The following is a 16,504-nucleotide window of genomic DNA, read 5'->3' as shown; positions in this document are numbered from 1 at the left end:
ATACATAAGCATTAGGTTGTCAATTAAAAAAAGAAAAGGTAAAATATTTATTTATTACAAATGGAACCAAAATATATAAGTATTAAAGGTGCAAGAGAACATAATCTTAAAAATATAGACCTTGATTTGCCAAGAAACAAACTTATTGTTATTACTGGAATTTCTGGTTCAGGTAAATCATCTCTTGCTTTTGATACTTTATATGCTGAAGGACAGAGGAGATATATAGAAAGTTTATCCGCTTATGCAAGGCAATTTTTAGAGCAGATGAAAAAGCCAGATGTTGAACAGATAACAGGACTTCCTCCAGCAATAGCAATAGAACAAAGAAAAGCAGCGGCAAATCCAAGGTCTACAGTGGCAACAACAACTGAAATTTATGATTATTTAAGGGTCCTTTTTGCAAGAGTTGGAATTCCTCACTGTCCAAATTGTGGAAGGGTCATTTCAAGACAGTCCTCATCAGAAATTATAGACAGGATTATGAATTTTGAGAATACTTCTGAAATTAAAGTTCTCGCTCCTGTTATAAGAGGAAGAAAGGGTGAATACAGGAAAATTTTTGACCAGATAAAGACAATGGGATTTTTAAAAGTAAGGGTTGATAAAAAATATTATGATGTTGATGAAGAAATAAAACTTGATAGATATAAAATTCATAATATAGAGGTTTTAATTGATAATTATAGGGTAAAAGATGAAGATAAAACAAGGATTGCAGAAAGTGTTGAAATGGCTTTGAAAATAGGGAAGGGGATTGTTATAGTTGAGAAAGATGGCAAGGATATAATATTTAATGAAAATTACAGTTGTCCGATCTGTGGAATAAGTTTTGAAGAAATATCTCCAAGAATGTTTTCATTTAACAGTCCTTATGGTGCATGTCCTGAATGTAAGGGACTTGGTTTTTTGATGAAAGTCGACCCCGACCTCGTTATTCCTGATAAAACAAAAACATTCAGAGAAGGAGCGATTAAACCATGGCATGATGTTGGAGGGAGAGGACTTTTCTGGTATTACAGGTCTCTTTTAAACGATATTCTTGATTCTCTTGGCAGGAGCATAGACGATAGAGTTTGTGACCTTTCAAAAAGGGAACTGGATATAGTAATTTATGGTTCAGAAGAATATAATTTTGAGGGAGTTATACCAAATCTTGAACGACTTTTTCATCAAACAGAAAGTGAATACAGAAGAGAGGAAATTTTGAAATATATAAGAGAGGTTACCTGTCCATCCTGTAAAGGTGGTAGATTGAGACCTGAATCCCTTGCTGTTAAAATAGCGGGTAAATCAATTATGGATATATGTAAAATGAGTGTTGTTAAAGCAAAAGAATTCTTTGAAAATTTAAAATTGAGTGAAAAAGAACAGATTATTGCAAAACAGATTTTAAAAGAGATTCTGTCACGACTTAATTTTCTTGAAGAAGTAGGACTTGACTATCTGACACTTGATAGAATGACACATACCTTATCGGGTGGTGAAGCAGAAAGGATAAGACTGGCTACTCAGATTGGTTCAGGGCTTGTAGGTGTTTTATATATTCTTGATGAACCAACAATAGGGCTTCATCAGAGGGATAATTTGAAACTTATAAATACATTGAAACATTTAAGGGATATCGGCAATACTGTTGTGGTTATTGAGCATGATGAGGAGACAATTAAAAATGCAGATTTTATAGTTGATCTTGGACCTGGAGCAGGTATTCATGGAGGAGAAGTTGTTGCAAAGGGGACACTTGAAGACATTATAAAAAATGAAAATTCAATAACTGGAAAATATCTAAGTGGTAAATTAAAAATTGAAATACCGACCAAAAGAAGAAAACCGGGAGAAAAAAAAATAAAAATTTTAAAAGCAAGTCATAATAATTTAAAAAATATTGATGTTGAAATTCCACTTGGTTTATTTGTTTGTGTTACCGGAGTTTCTGGTTCTGGAAAAAGCAGTTTAATTGAAGATGTTTTATATAAAGGGTTGAAGAAAATTTTATATGATTCAAAAGAAGAACCAGGTAAGCATGATGCAATTTTAGGAACAGAATATATAAATAAAGTAGTTGTAATTGACCAGTCGCCTATTGGTAGAACACCCCGTTCAAATCCTGCGACATATACAGGTGCATTTACCTATATTAGAGAAATATTTGCAAATACTTATGAAGCAAAAATAAGAGGTTATACACCAGGGAGATTCAGTTTTAATGTTAAAGGCGGAAGATGTGAAGCATGTATGGGAGAGGGAATTATGAAAATAGAAATGCACTTTTTACCTGATGTTTATATACCCTGTGATGTGTGTAAAGGGAAAAGATATAATAGAGAAACGCTTGAAATTAAATATAAAGGGAAGGATATATCTGAAGTTCTTGAGATGAAAATAGAGGAAGCACTTGAATTTTTTAAAGTTCATCCCAAACTTGTAGAAAAATTGAAAACACTTTATGATGTTGGACTTGGATATCTTTCTCTCGGTCAACCTGCAACAACTCTATCAGGGGGAGAAGCACAGAGAGTAAAACTCGCTGCAGAATTATCAAGAAAAGGAAATGAAAAAACATTATATATACTAGATGAACCAACAGTTGGGCTTCATATGGCAGATATAGCAAAATTACTTGATGTTTTAAAAAGACTTGTGGATAAGGGTTCAACAGTTATTGTTATTGAACATAATCTTGAGGTTATTAAATATGCTGACTGGATAATTGACCTTGGTCCTGAAGGAGGAGATAAGGGTGGTTATGTAGTTGGAACTGGGAGTCCCGAAGAAATTGCCAAAAACTCAAGGTCATATACAGGTTACTTTTTAAGGAAATATTTTGAAAAACCTGTTAAAGTTTTATAATTCATTTGAATAGTAATTTGTCATAGTCATAATATAGATGAAAATCAGTTCTTCTTAATTTTGCTGAACTTGAAAGTTCTCTTCCATATGGTATATAAATTGAATAATCATATCTATTTACTGCAAAATACCAGATATCTCCCTTCTTTGGAGGTTTTGTTGTTTTTGAAAAAGCAGAAAAAGGTATTGCCATTTCAATTTCCCATCCTTCATCAATATTTTCGTCATTCAGAGTCCCATTTATTTTAACAGCAACTTTTGTTTCTGAAGAAAATTTTTCAACATTATTCATGTAATAAACACCCTTTCTATGAAAGAAAGCATCAAATAAAGTTCCAAGAATGTTTGAATTTATCTCATAATAATAGTTTGAGTTAAATTCTGGTTTTATGAAAATTTCAAAAACATCATCATTCCAGACAGGTCCATCCCTTTTTGTGACATATCCTATAAGACATTTATCCTCCATTTTTCCTGCAATATATAAGTAGTTGTCATCATATTTAATCCAGACAGTTGTATTTGAATATGGTTTTTTATTAAAATTACCAGGAATATAAAATCTCTTTATTGTTGGTTTTTTACCCCATTCTTCCTCAGTTATGTTTCCATCAATTATAATTTCTTTTTTAACTTTTTCAGCAATGTATAGTTCTCTTTCAGACCATAAAAAAGTTGGAAATAGAATAAAAAATGAGAAAAAATATTTCTTCATTCTTTCCTACTTTCGTTATTCAGAAATTATATTAATTTTTACAGGTATAATAAGTTTTTGTCCTGGATAGATTATATCATTTTTCAAATTATTAACCCTTTTCAGTTCATCTATATTAACTTTAAATTTCTCTGCAATTTTTGAAAGATAATCACCTTTTTGGACTGTATAAATTTTTTTTGTTTCATCTCTTTCCAAAATCTTTATTTTTTCATTATTCATTTTTGTTGAAATATGCGTATCTGAAAGTATAACTTCTTTTAATTTCAAAATTTCATTTTCATGTCTTGCAAATTCATCAATAAAAATTTTATTATTTTCATTTATCGTTTTTTTAGTTGAATCAAATTCGGTTTTTAAATCGGATATTTCCTTATTTAAATTTTCAATATTTTGATTGATTTTTGCAACACTATTTTTTAGATTTAAAATTTCATCCTGTAAATTGCTCAGAGATTTAACAAGTGTTGAAGTGGATGAGATTAAGTCATTATATGTTTTTTTTAGAGTGTTAACATCTTCAAATAATTCATCATTTTTTGTGAAGGTTTTGTCTGATATTTCTTTAACATCTCTTGTTATATAGAAAACTTCTCTTTTGACCGAAAATATTTCGCTTTCCTGTCTTGTTAATTCATCAATCATTGTTTTATTCTGTAATTTTAAAGAATTTTCAAGTATTTCAACTTTAGTTTTTAAATCTTTTATTTGTTTTGAGGTATCCTCAATAATATTTGACAGTTTTATCTGTGAATTTTTTAGTTCTAAAAGATTACTTTGAAAATCATTTATTACTTTTGTAAGTGAGGTTTGGAATTCATTCATGGATTTCTGTAAGATTAGAGGAAGTGAAAGGATATCTGTATAGTTCTTTTTTATTAGAGATGTTTCTTTTTCTATATCTACAATTTTTTTATTTAGTCCCTCTTCAATTTTTTTATTTTTTTCCTCGGTCATCACCATTACTTCATCAATTTTACCCTTCATTTCACTTATTTTATTGTTTAATGACTTTATATCTTCTTTAAGAGTTGTAATTTCAATTTTTGTTTTTCTGATTTCTCCGGAAAAATCTTTTTCCTTTGATATATAGTCATTTAAAGAATTAATGGCTTCTGAAATTTGGTTTGTATTTTTATTCAGAACATTTAGTATTGCGGACTGATTTTCCTCTAATTTTTTTATTCTTTTATCAAAATTTTCTGCACTTAAAAATAAAGCATCTTCAATATCTTTTATTTTTTCTTTGGATACTTCTTCTTTTTTTGTTGTTAAATTGGTACATCCAGTTATAAAAATTAGAAAAAATAAGCAAATATTTTTTCTCTTCACTTTTCTATTCCTATTTTGAATTCACATCTTCTATTTTTTGCCCATGCTGACTCATTACTTCCTAAAACAGCGGGTTTATCTTCACCATAACTTACTGTGAACAATCTTTTTGAAGATACTCCAAGATTTATCAGAAAATTTCTTACACTTAATGCTCTCTGTTCTCCAAGAACAAGATTATATTCTCTTGTTCCTCTTTCATCACAGTGCCCCTCTATTAAAACCATTATTTCTGGATTTTTTATAAGATAATCTCCAATTTTTTTTAAAATTTCAATTTCTTCTTTTTTTATATCATAACTGTCATAATCAAAATATATATTCTGAAAGATTTCTGCCATTTCCTGATTTATTTCAGATGGAGATACAAATTTAATATTTTCCGGTATTGGATATAAATTTTCACTTACTATTTCTTCTGAATACTCTTTTTTTTCCACCTCGCTATTCTTTTTTTCTTTTATTCCCGGAGTGACTTTTGGTATTTCTGAAATTCCAAAATCAATCTTTTTTTCAGGTTCTTCTTTTGTAATTAAATCACTTATTTTTTCTTTTATTGATTCCTCTTTAACTTTTTCTTCTTTTTTTTCTATATTCTGGCATCCTGTAAGAATTAAAAAAAATGTGATTAAACATCCAAGAATAAATATTTTTCTCATAGTTAATAAATTATAACTTTCATTTAGTTTAAAAGTCAATTTTATATTTATCCTTTGAAATTATTTCATAAAACAACAATTTTCCCTCATCGTATATATATCTCTTTGTAATTGTTTCAAAATAATTGTCTGTTTTTCTAAAATTTTCAACAACAATTTTAATATTTCTCTTTTTGGGTACTTTTCCATAAAGTTCCATTTGAAGTTTATTATTTATAACTTTTACCTTAATCATCAATGGATATTTATAAGGATTTTGAATTTTTAAATCTACATCTTCTTCTTTTGAAACTGTAGCATCAAGTCCAGGGGAAACATAACTAACAGGGGATGAATGATTTTTTCTTTCTCTTATTGAAATTCCTGAAAGTAATGCTAAATTGTATAAGGTTGTTGCCACCTGACATAATCCTCCACCAATTCCAGGAACTCTTTTTTCACCAACAATTGTAGAAGCAGGTCCCATTTCATCTTCAGGAATTTTATTTATAACTTCTTCAATAAAAGAAAATTCAATATTAGGATAGAGAATGTATCCATCAAGTATTTTTACTGCACTCTCAATATTCTTCTTTCTTGCATCTATTCCATCTTTAAAATAGGTAGAATATTCAGCCCAGAGATAATTAAAATCTTCACAGAAAATCAGTTTTGAAAAAAATAAAAAAAATAAATATAATTTCAAACTTCTCATTTTTCAACTACCTTTATATAGTTTTCATCAGAATTTCCATATACATCAGGAAAATACATTAAATATACTTTTGCAGGTAAAACATGAAAAGAACCAACTATTTCAGGTCTTATATAATATGTAATTTCCTTTACTTTTTCTCCATACCATTCTGTCCAGAAGAATACAACTTTTTCATCCCTCACTTGTTTTTCATTATAAAAATAATAATTTTTCTCATCCTCAATCACTTCAAAACCACTTGGTAAAGGGTCTTCAATTATGATAAATTCATAAAAATCTTCTCCTGTTATTCTCAGTTTTACCCGAATTTTATCTCCAACTTTTACCGGTTCTCTCACAGGTTCATATTTTTCATAAATTTCTTCCCCTTTTTTCTCAATTACAACTTTTTCATAAAACCTTTCAATTTTAAAACCAGAATTTCTTTCTTTAATAAAACCTTTCTGATAATAACTTAAAAGATTTGAATAGTATAAATTTCCGGGTCCTTCTTTTTGAAATTTTATTATATTTTCGCTTCCCTTATTTATCTTTTCTTCAGATATTTTAATTTTTGTACTGAATTTTTTAAGGGTATCTTTTGTGACCTTCATTTCTTCAATTTTTTCATTGTTAAGATATAAGAGGAAAGAGTAATCTGGGTGAAGTTCTGAAGGATTTTTCAAAAGGAAATCTGTCAAAGCATTTATACAAACTGCTGTTTCTTTAGTTGACCTCCAGTAACCCAATCTTCTTGTTTCAACAAGATATCTTATTATTTTATAAATTTCTTCTCTTTCAGGTTCAATTTGAAGTGTTGCTTTTAAAACCCATGCAGTTCCTTCAATGTTGTTATCAATCCACCTGTAAGAATTTTCTTTTTCACAGATGAAAAATGCAGAATAAGGAGTTAAAAGTTTTATATCTTTATAAATCTTATCAAGAATTGCTTTTGCTTTGTTTTTATCAAATTTATTCAGAATAAGAGAAAGTTGTGCTCCTGTATATGGATGGATTGTTTTTTGTGAAATTAAATTATTGTAAAGTTTTTCAGAGTATTCCCTTATTATTTTATCTTCTCCATCTGTCATATTTTCTGAACAACTCTCAAATAATGAATATAGGACATAAATGAGAGTGTCATTTTCTTTAATGTCCGGTAATATATTTTTCAGATAATTTTTACCTTTTGAATATACATTTTCATTAACAATATATCCTACTTTTTTTATCTGTGAGAGTCCATACATAACATATGAACTTAAATAAGGATGAGATGGGTCACTTTCCCACCATCCCCAGCCACCATCGTCATGCTGATATCTGTATAATTTTGAAAGTCCTTTATTCATAATTTTTGGTAATTTCTGAAGCATATTTTGAAAATAGAAAATATTGTCAGCAAGAAAAGATAAATCCTCAACTCCAAGATTTTTTAAAGCAAGATTTACATAAATTGCAGGTAAAAATGTGTTCATTGTCTGTTCTGTACAACCATATGGATAATTAACAAGATATTCAAGTGCATGATACATACCTGATGCAATTGAGGGATATATTATTGAAATCAAATTTACTTTATATGAGTTTACCGGTATATCAAATTTTTCTGTTATTTCCTTATCACATTTCCCGCTTTTAACCTCTCTTATTTCATTTCCGTATAGATAAACAGGTATTTCAAGTTCCATTCCATCATTTACTTCTGAATTCCATGCAATAAGTGTAAACTTTGCTTTATCTATATCTTTAACTTTTATCTGCCACTGAACTCTTTTTTCACTATCAGGTTCAACAGAAATAATAACTTCATTTTTATCAAGCATTTCAAATCCATCTCCTTTCAAAACAACTTTTAAATCCTGTGCTTTTTTTGTATAGTTATGAATAATTCCTGAAACAAAAAGAATATCGTCTTCAACGAGAAATCTCGGTAATATTAATCTTGCAATAAGTGGTTTGGATGTTTTTATTTTATTTATTCCTGTTCCAACAAGTGTATCATGTGTTACAGCAACTGCTTTTGCTCTCCATGTTGTAAGATTATCAGGAAGTTCTACCTCAACAGTTGCATTTCCATTTCTATCAGTAAATATGTATGGATTCCAGTAAGCGGTATCCTTAAATTTTCTTCTTATGTCAATATCCTTAATATCTTTTGAAGTACCACCGTATGAATGTTTAATAAAAGAGTAAGTTGTTGAAACAAAATTTGGTTTGTTACCATAGAAAAAGTCCTCAATTTTGCTCTGTAATTCAGGTGATATTGCGTAAATTGCTTCATCCACAACCTGAAAGGATAATTCAGCAGAAACTGGATTTCCTTTAAAATCTGTTGTTTTTATTCTGTAAATTGCTTTTTCACCAGGAGTATAATTATCTTTATCCGTAATTATATCAACCTTTAAAAATTTCTCATCAGGTGCAATTTTTATATTTTTTGTAATTTCATAAAACTTTTTATTTCTAACACTGAAAACTGAAAGATAAACATTTGGCAGATATTCTTTTTTTATTGGTATTTCTATTAAAACAGAATTTCCTTTCATCTCAAAAATTTTTGTCTCATGAATTCTGTAACTTTCAATAGTCAAGAATAATGTTAAATCAGGAATTGAAGAGTTTATCAGTATTTTTGCATTTTCTCCAGTTCTGTAATTTTTTTTATCAGTTATTATTTCAAGTTCTTTTTTGCCATAGTTAAAGTAATAGTTCTCAGAAGCAATCCAGATGAATTTATTTGATGTAATAAGGTTATTGAATTCGTCAATAGAAGAAGCAGAAATTCTTATATATCCGCATACATCAGGTTTTATATTTATTTCAATTTTACCTTTTTCGTCTGTTTTTATAGTATCTGCAAGGATTGTTTTATAATAAAACTTTTTGTTCTTATATTTTTCAAGGTCAACTTTCAAATTTATTTTTTGATTTTTTACAGGAATTCCATCATAATTCATAACTTCTATTTTTACAGGTATATTTTCTGAATGTGTATAAAGATATTTTGTAGTTGTTATATTTATTCTAAAATTTCCAGGTACAACTTTAAAGGAACAATCTGATTTAACTTCTCTTTTACTTATGTCTGTTACTCTAACTTCAACAGTATATATTGTTTCATTTTCATATGAACTCTTCGTCATAAATTCAATAAGTACTTCTCCCTTTTCGTCAGTTTTTGTTTCACCAGAAGTAAGATATTTTCTGTAACCATAGTATTCACCTTCATATTTTCCTTCATAATAATCATCATATTCCAGTAAAGGTGTTTCATATACTGCATAACTTACATCTGCATTTTTTACAGGTGCTCCAAAATAATATTTTGAATTTATAAGTATCTTTACTTTTTCATTGGGCAGATATCTTTCCTTATCACTTTTAACTTCTACAAAAAATTCCGGTTTTCTGTATTCAAGTACTTTGAAGGAGACACTTCCCTGATAATCATATTCAGGATTGTAAACATTTAAATAATATAAACTAAGAGGTGCCTCATCGGGAATTGTAAATGAACCGGAAAAAGAACCATTTTTAACTTCTGCATTTGTTGAATAGACATTATTTCCCATCGGGTCAGTTATATTAACTATTACAGAATTAATATTTTTCAGTAAATAATGGTCTCCCTCATCTTTTCTTAAAATTCCTTTAAAATAAACTGTCTGTTCAGGTCTGTATACCGGTCTATCTGTATAAACATAAATTTTTTCTTTAGGAAATGACCTTTCATATCCATAATCTATATAAGCAAAACTGTTTTCTTTTGATGCAAAAAGAGTTCCTGAAAAATTTTCAAATTCAATTATTCCATTTTCATCTGTTGTTTTTGTTTTAAATTTATATTCTCCAAGTTTACTGTCATAATAAGAAAAATAAACTTTAACTTCCGGTAATTTTTTCCCTGTAATTAAATCAACTAAATATAGATAACTTTGCTTCTCTGCACTTTTACAGATAATTCCAATATCAGTAACAATTATTAACTTTCTCTGTTCTGAAAAATCTTCTGGCTTGGCAACTATTATGTAAACACCTGCTGGCAATTTACTTATTTCAATTGTTTTATGGTAAAGGTCACTTAATGGTGAAGGATACTCAATTTTAAACTCTTTTGAAAATAAAGGTTCATAACCATCTGTCTTTATGTTATTTTGAAGATTGTAAAGATTTGGTGCTTCTCTCCATCTGATTTTGTTTATTTCAGAAAAAATGTCAACTTTATAAACATCAACTTTTACCTTGGTAATTCTAAATGAATTGTAAAATAAAGTTACATTTTCAGTAGGCAGAAAAGTACTTGTTCTTGTAAATAAATAAAAGTTTTTTGGTCTTAATTTTAAATGAACAGGTGCAATTTTAGTAGTTTCTCCTTTTTTAACTTCAATATTACCAGCATATCCATATTCATATCCCTGAGCATAAACTGAAATTTTATATATACCGGGAAGAAGACCTTTAATAATAAAGTGTCCTTTTTCATCTGTTCTAGTCCACTTATACATATTACCTTCAGTATAAACACTGGAATTTTTTATGGATTTATTTTCATCATCTAAAATTTCACCCGAAATACTTCCTCCTATTTGCAAAGTAAAATTAATTCCTCCAGTTTCCTTATTTTCTTCCACAATTATATTTTGTTTTTCTGCCCTGATATATTCTTCTTTTTCACAGTAAAGATATATTTTTCCTGGATAAAGATTTGTAATTCTATAAAATCCATTTTTATCTGTAAAAACACTGACTGAATAATTACCAACTTTTGCTCTTTCTATTGGTTTTGAATTTTCATCGTAAACATAACCACTTATTGAACCTGGTTTTTGCATAACAATTTTATAACTCTTAATTCCATATTTTGCCTGATTTACTTCAATTCTTCCCATATTACAGGTTAAAAATTCGGAAGCATTGCATCTTAAATAGTAATAACCCGTCTTTAAATTTTCAATTATAAATTCTCCTTTTTTGTCTGTTTTTGCTGTTTTTGTATCTTTTTCTGTAAGAGGTGCTATTGCTTCAACTTTAATTTCAGCATTTTTCACAGGATTATCTTTTAAATCAACAACAATTCCTTTAATAGTATCTCCAAAAAGAAGTGTACTGCTCAATAAGATAAAAATAAACAATTTTTTCATTTCTTACCCCATTTTTAGTTTTTTTCATACTTTAAATCTTTTTCAGAAAAACTGCTTCCATTAAATTTATAAAAAATTGCTCCATTTAAATTGTTTAAATTTGCATTTCTTAAACCTATTTTTATTGCATACTCAACTGTTTTTGCTTCTCCTGGTAATACAACCCCTTCTTTACCATCTTTTCTGATTATAAGCCCCTCTTTCAATGGTTTTATCATATATGGATTTTCTATACAAACTGTTCTTTCTGGAAAAGTTATTGTTATAATAATTTCATCAATTTCTTCTATTTTTACAGGATTGTATCTTATATCCTGTGTTGCAGCAATTATGGTAAAATTAATAACACTCTCTCCAAGGGAATTGTAAATCGGGATGAAACTTCCAGCACATCCTCTTGTTTTTCCGTTTTTAGTCAATGTTATGAAGATTGATTTTGAAGGTATTGAATTTAATATAGAATTGACTTCGGGTATTCGGTTTGTTTTTAAATAAGTTATTAAGGTTTCTCTTGATAGTTTGAGTGCTTCAAGTTTTAGGTCAATTTGAGAATTTGTGATAGAAATAAATAGAAAAATTAAAATTGTAATAATTTTACCGAAATTCTTAAATATTTTTCTGAAAACTAAAAACATTCTTATCCTTTTATAACAGCAAGCGGAATCATTTTTGCAACTTTTTTTGAAATTCCAACACCTTCAACAACTTTTATCACCTCATCAACATCCTTATAAGCACCCGGCATTTCTTCTGCAAGTCCTTTTTCGCTCACTGCTTTTGGAATAATACCTTTTTCCAATAATTCCTTTGATATACTTCTTCCTTTTGCTTCCTTAATTGCTTGACTTCTTGACATCATTCTTCCCGCTCCATGACAGGTACTTCCAAATGTCTCCTCCATTGCTTTTTCAGTTCCAATAAGAACATAAGAAGCGGTTCCCATTGTCCCCGGAATTATAACAGGTTGACCAACATCTTTATATTTTTCAGGAATTTCTGGATGGTTTTTTGGAAATGCCCTTGTTGCTCCTTTTCTGTGAACATAAACTCTCTTTTTATTTCCGTTTACAGTATGCGTTTCAAATTTACAGATATTATGTGCAACATCATAAACTGTTTCAATATATAATTTTTCTGCAGGGATTTTTAAAATTTTTTCAAATGTCTCGCATATCCAGTAATAAATCATCTGTCTGTTTGCAAAAGCATAATTTGCGGCTGCTTTCATTGCCTTAAAGTATTTCTGCCCCTCCGGAGAACTTGCTGGAGCACAGGCAAGTTGTCTATCTGGTAATTTAATTCCATATTTATGAACAACTTTTCCAAACATATCAAGATAATCGTCACATATCTGATAGCCAAATCCACGACTTCCAGTATGAACCATTATTGTAATCTGTCCATTAAAAAGACCGAATTTCTCTGCTATCTTACCATCATAAATATGTATAACTTCCTGAATCTCAAGAAAATGGTTTCCTGAACCAAGGGTTCCTGATTGTTCAAGCCCTCTTTCATATGCTCTATCACTTATAACATCAGGGTTTGCTCCTTCAAGACAGCCATATTCTTCTATATTTTCAAGGTCTTCCCTTTTACCAAATCCTTTTTCAATAGCCCATTTTGCTCCTTTTACAACGAGTTCTTCAAGTTCTTTTCTTTTCAATCTCAATTTTCCTGTAGAACCAACACCGGAAGGGACATTATAAAATAATCCATCATCCAGTTCTTTAAGTTTATTCTCTATATCTTTTCTTGTTAAATCTGTTCTTATTAATCTAACTCCGCAGTTTATATCGTAGCCGACGAATCCAGGGACTATTACACCTGTCTCTTCATTAAAAGCACCAACTCCACCAATTGGAGCACCATAACCCCAGTGAACATCAGGCATTGCCAAACTATATTTAACTATACCTGGAAGTTTTGCCACATTTGCAACCTGTTCAATTGCTTTATCTTCAATTGCTTTTTTAAGTAATTTTTCAGAAATAAAAATAATACCGGGAACACGCATTTCACCCACTTTGGGTATCATCCACTTATATTCATTAATCTTTTCTATTTTTAACTCTTCAGCCATTTTTGACTCCTTTATCATTTTCTAATATTATACCTTAAATAAATAAGTTAAATGAAATAATGTAAACTTTTTGTTAAAAAATAAACTCTATTATAATAAAACTTCCATGGAAGAGATTACAAAAAAAATTTTAAACGAAAATGGGATTGAGAATTTTGAGGAACTTGTAAAAAAATATGAAAAGATGGTTTATGGAATTGCATATAGGTCTTTAAATAATAAACAGGATGCAGAAGATATAACACAGGAAACATTTTTGATTATTTACAAAAAAATAAAAGATTTAAAAAAATACAATTCACTTACAAACTGGATATATACTATTGCCTTAAATTTAACGAGAGAATATATGAGGAAAAACTATAGTAAGAAAAATCTTTATCATATTCTTGAAAGTACTTTAAACATAAAAAATGAGAATAATGACTCAAATTACTTGAAAGAAATCCTTAAAGAAAAAATAAAATCTTCACTTGAAAAACTTTCATCCCAGCAAAAAGAAGCAATTGAACTTAAATATTTGAAAGATTTAAAAATAAAAGAAATTTCAAAAATCATGAATTGCAAAGAAGGGACAGTGAAAGTACATCTTTTTAGAGGAATTAGGGCATTAAAGGAGGTTTTAAAGAATGAAAAGTAGTGAAAATCTTGAAGAAAACCTAATTCTTTATATTGAAGGGAAACTGAATGATAAAGAAAAAAAAGAAATAGAAGAGCATATTAAAATCTGTGAAAGATGCAGGTCTTATGTTGAATATGTAAAAAAACTTCTACCTTCTTCTGAGGAAAATACAGAAGACAATTACTGGATTATCTTGAAAGAAAAAATTTTGAAAAGAATTGAAGATTATAAAGAAACTCGTTTTTCAAGAATAATTAGAATAAAAAAAATTACTCTTTCTTTTATGATTGTATTTATTTTAGCAACTACTTTTTTTAATATTTTTCAGGAACAGATTAATCTTATAAGACATCTACACCTTTTCAAAGATTATCATATTATAAAGAATCTTGATACTTTGAAAGAAATAATTGCAATGGAGGAGGAAAATGAATAAAAGAGATAGAATTTTAAATGTTTTTTTAGTAATAACTACTTTTCTATTTATTTTTACTGCTTACTCATATTTTTATAAAAAAGAACATCCAATTAAAAGTTATCTCTATCCAGAGGAGTTAAAGACAATATACGAAATGGAAAATTTTTTGCATAATTATAAGATTTATTTTTCAATTTCTGAAAAAGAAAAAAATAAAATATGGGAGAATTTTTACAACTTTTTACAACTGGATGAAGAAGAAAAAAGTTCATTACTTCAGAGTTATGTTGAATTTTTAAAATATGATAAAGAAAAAAGAGAAACTCTGAGAAAGATATATAATGAAATTTTTGAGAACATGTAAACTTTTTTAAATTTACAATTATCTTTATATTAAAGGACTGCCACCAGAACAAAATAAATAAAAAAGAAAGGAGGTGAAAAAACATGAAAAAAATTATAACAGGTTTAACCTGTATAATGTTTATAACGTCTTTCGGAATTTCACTTTTTGCCGCTGAAAAAAGTACAACTGAAAAACCAAAATCATCAGCAACACCTGCACAACCAGCAACTCCTGCCACTCCAGCAACTCCTGCACAACCAGGAGCCCCTGCGAGTGAAGCAAAAGTAAAGATTCAGAAAGTTGTAGGTGAAATTACAAATATAGATACAACAGCAAATACAATTAAGATTAAAAAAGAAGATGGTACAGAAATTACTTTGAAAGCCACAACTCCAAAGATGCAGGAAGAAATAAATAAACTTGCAACCGGTAAAAAAGTAACTGCTCTTTATAAAGAGACAAAAACTGGAGAATATACTTTAATTAAAATTTCTGAGTATAAAGAAAAACCTACAACAGAAAAACCCAAAAAATAAGTATCTTTAATTTTCTGTATTAATTAAATCTGGTGGCAGTCCTTTTTATTTTTTTCTTTAAAAGTTAAATACTGCCAACCTTCCTTTATACCCTTTTCACATAACTTTATAATTTCTTCCTTCTCCATTATTTTATTTATTTCGTTTATTAATATTTCTTTTTCATAATCAAAAAATTTTTGTGAAATTAATTTAGAAACAACACCTGCCATAACCATATTTGTAATTCTAATATCTCCTGTTTTTTCAGCAATTTCAGTTGCGGGTATTTCAATTACTTTTTCGTTTTTTTTAAAATTTTTTATAAGAGAATAATTTAATATGGAATAAGCATCTTTTTTCAGAAATTTTTTAAGCATTTTATAAGACATCTCATTTAAAAAAACACCTATATCACAACTTTCTGTTAATGGAGAAAAAATATCTTTTTCTTTTGAAATTATTACAAAACAATATATATATCCACCTCTCATTTCTGCACCATATGTTGGTAGACAACTCACTTCATAATTTTTTTTAATACCTGCATAAGCAAGTAATTTTCCTAATGTTAAAATTCCCTGTCCACCTGAACCACCTAAAATTATTCTAACTTTATTTATAGTTTCCATATTCTTTCCAAATACCAAGCATTAAAAGGTATCTTTCAAGTGGCATTCCTGTATATATACAGTTTGATGTTGAAAAAATATATCCATATCCTGGCATTCCGTATTTAAGAGCATATAAACAAGATTCAATTACTTCCTGGTCTGTTCCTGTTTGAAGTAATCCACAATTGACATTTCCAATAAGGCAAATTCTATTACCATATTTTTCTTTTACAACTTTTATATCAACTCCTGCCTGAGGGTCAAGTGAATGTAAAGCATGAGGATTTGTTTCTACAAGTTGGTCAATTATAGGCATTATATTACCATCTGTATGTTTAATTGTATAAAATCCCATATCTCTATATCCCTTTATTAATTTTGCAAGGTATGGAGTAACAAATTCAGAAAACATATTAGGACTTAAAAATGGACCTGAATTGAAACAATAATCACTACATAAAGCAAATCCATCAAGATATGTTTTTTCTTTTATTATTTCTGTTTTTTTCAATGCTTCATTTACCATA

General features: G+C 28.5%; 14 protein-coding genes. 5 read left to right on the top strand and 9 right to left on the bottom strand.

Annotation, left to right across the window (positions count from 1 at the left end):
- The first annotated feature begins 60 nt into the window (after positions 1–60).
- Positions 61–2,853 carry an excinuclease ABC subunit UvrA gene (gene uvrA, locus PKV21_02875; protein HOM26433.1) on the top strand — a complete coding sequence of 931 codons (2,793 nt, stop codon included), beginning with the start codon at positions 61–63 and terminating at the stop codon, positions 2,851–2,853.
- A 1-nt stretch (position 2,854) separates the two neighbouring features.
- Here the strand turns inward: uvrA and PKV21_02870 are convergent, their stop codons facing one another.
- Genes PKV21_02870 through PKV21_02840 form a run of 7 tightly spaced genes read right to left on the bottom strand, consistent with a single transcriptional unit; the run spans position 2,855 to position 13,462 of the window.
- Positions 2,855–3,568 carry a carbohydrate-binding family 9-like protein gene (locus PKV21_02870; GenBank protein HOM26432.1) on the bottom strand — a complete coding sequence of 238 codons (714 nt, stop codon included), beginning with the start codon at positions 3,566–3,568 and terminating at the stop codon, positions 2,855–2,857.
- Positions 3,569–3,583: 15 nt separating this feature from the next.
- Positions 3,584–4,900 carry a LysM peptidoglycan-binding domain-containing protein gene (locus PKV21_02865; protein HOM26431.1) on the bottom strand — a complete coding sequence of 439 codons (1,317 nt, stop codon included), beginning with the start codon at positions 4,898–4,900 and terminating at the stop codon, positions 3,584–3,586.
- Entirely contained in the window at positions 4,897–5,559 is a 663-nt protein-coding gene (gene pal / locus PKV21_02860; protein ID HOM26430.1) for a peptidoglycan-associated lipoprotein Pal, read from the bottom strand. Before pal ends, PKV21_02865 begins: the two co-directional genes overlap by 4 nt.
- A 28-nt stretch (positions 5,560–5,587) precedes the next feature.
- A complete protein-coding gene (locus PKV21_02855; GenBank protein ID HOM26429.1) occupies positions 5,588–6,253 on the bottom strand; it encodes a VanW family protein in 666 nt (221 codons plus the stop codon).
- Positions 6,250–11,379: a carboxypeptidase regulatory-like domain-containing protein gene (locus PKV21_02850; GenBank protein HOM26428.1), complete on the bottom strand. Its 5,130-nt coding sequence runs from the start codon at positions 11,377–11,379 to the stop codon at positions 6,250–6,252. The genes PKV21_02855 and PKV21_02850 overlap by 4 nt, the downstream gene beginning before the upstream one ends.
- 14 nt (positions 11,380–11,393) lie before the next feature.
- The gene (locus tag PKV21_02845; GenBank protein HOM26427.1) at positions 11,394–12,014 is read right to left on the bottom strand and encodes an AMMECR1 domain-containing protein; all 621 of its coding nucleotides are present in this window, start codon (positions 12,012–12,014) and stop codon (positions 11,394–11,396) included.
- A 2-nt stretch (positions 12,015–12,016) separates the two neighbouring features.
- Positions 12,017–13,462, bottom strand: a complete 1,446-nt coding sequence (locus tag PKV21_02840; protein HOM26426.1) for an RtcB family protein — start codon at positions 13,460–13,462, stop codon at positions 12,017–12,019.
- Between the two features lie 106 nt (positions 13,463–13,568).
- On the opposite strand from PKV21_02840, the gene PKV21_02835 reads away from it, so the two are divergent.
- The 4 genes from PKV21_02835 (at position 13,569) to PKV21_02820 (ending at position 15,384) form a co-directional block, all read left to right on the top strand.
- On the top strand, positions 13,569–14,102 hold the full coding sequence (locus PKV21_02835; protein ID HOM26425.1) for an RNA polymerase sigma factor: 534 nt from the start codon (positions 13,569–13,571) through the stop codon (positions 14,100–14,102).
- Entirely contained in the window at positions 14,092–14,520 is a 429-nt protein-coding gene (locus PKV21_02830) for a zf-HC2 domain-containing protein (GenBank protein ID HOM26424.1), read from the top strand. The genes PKV21_02835 and PKV21_02830 overlap by 11 nt, the downstream gene beginning before the upstream one ends.
- Positions 14,513–14,866, top strand: coding sequence for a hypothetical protein (locus PKV21_02825; GenBank protein ID HOM26423.1), 354 nt, complete (start codon positions 14,513–14,515; stop codon positions 14,864–14,866). Before PKV21_02830 ends, PKV21_02825 begins: the two co-directional genes overlap by 8 nt.
- 83 nt (positions 14,867–14,949) lie before the next feature.
- Positions 14,950–15,384: a hypothetical protein gene (locus PKV21_02820; GenBank protein HOM26422.1), complete on the top strand. Its 435-nt coding sequence runs from the start codon at positions 14,950–14,952 to the stop codon at positions 15,382–15,384.
- Between the two features lie 23 nt (positions 15,385–15,407).
- Here PKV21_02820 and PKV21_02815 read toward each other — a convergent pair whose 3' ends face one another.
- Positions 15,408–15,995, bottom strand: coding sequence for a 2-oxoacid:acceptor oxidoreductase family protein (locus PKV21_02815; GenBank protein HOM26421.1), 588 nt, complete (start codon positions 15,993–15,995; stop codon positions 15,408–15,410).
- The coding region (locus tag PKV21_02810) for a uroporphyrinogen decarboxylase family protein (GenBank protein HOM26420.1) at positions 15,979–16,504 on the bottom strand (526 nt) is incomplete at its 5' end. The genes PKV21_02815 and PKV21_02810, both read right to left, overlap by 17 nt.

The organism is bacterium, assembly GCA_035371905.1.
GTDB lineage: Bacteria > Ratteibacteria > UBA8468 > B48-G9 > JAFGKM01 > JAMWDI01.
The sequence above is the reverse complement of the archived record's forward strand: the minus strand, read 5'-3'. Positions and strand labels throughout refer to the sequence as shown.

Coding starts and splice junctions, on each gene's coding strand:
- uvrA (HOM26433.1), top strand. CDS start 61: ATGGAACCAAAATATATAAGTATTAAAGGTGCAAGAGAACATAATCTT.
- PKV21_02870 (HOM26432.1), bottom strand. CDS start 3,568: ATGAAGAAATATTTTTTCTCATTTTTTATTCTATTTCCAACTTTTTTA.
- pal (HOM26430.1), bottom strand. CDS start 5,559: ATGAGAAAAATATTTATTCTTGGATGTTTAATCACATTTTTTTTAATT.
- PKV21_02855 (HOM26429.1), bottom strand. CDS start 6,253: ATGAGAAGTTTGAAATTATATTTATTTTTTTTATTTTTTTCAAAACTG.
- PKV21_02850 (HOM26428.1), bottom strand. CDS start 11,379: ATGAAAAAATTGTTTATTTTTATCTTATTGAGCAGTACACTTCTTTTT.
- PKV21_02845 (HOM26427.1), bottom strand. CDS start 12,014: ATGTTTTTAGTTTTCAGAAAAATATTTAAGAATTTCGGTAAAATTATT.
- PKV21_02840 (HOM26426.1), bottom strand. CDS start 13,462: ATGGCTGAAGAGTTAAAAATAGAAAAGATTAATGAATATAAGTGGATG.
- PKV21_02835 (HOM26425.1), top strand. CDS start 13,569: ATGGAAGAGATTACAAAAAAAATTTTAAACGAAAATGGGATTGAGAAT.
- PKV21_02830 (HOM26424.1), top strand. CDS start 14,092: ATGAAAAGTAGTGAAAATCTTGAAGAAAACCTAATTCTTTATATTGAA.
- PKV21_02825 (HOM26423.1), top strand. CDS start 14,513: ATGAATAAAAGAGATAGAATTTTAAATGTTTTTTTAGTAATAACTACT.
- PKV21_02820 (HOM26422.1), top strand. CDS start 14,950: ATGAAAAAAATTATAACAGGTTTAACCTGTATAATGTTTATAACGTCT.
- PKV21_02815 (HOM26421.1), bottom strand. CDS start 15,995: ATGGAAACTATAAATAAAGTTAGAATAATTTTAGGTGGTTCAGGTGGA.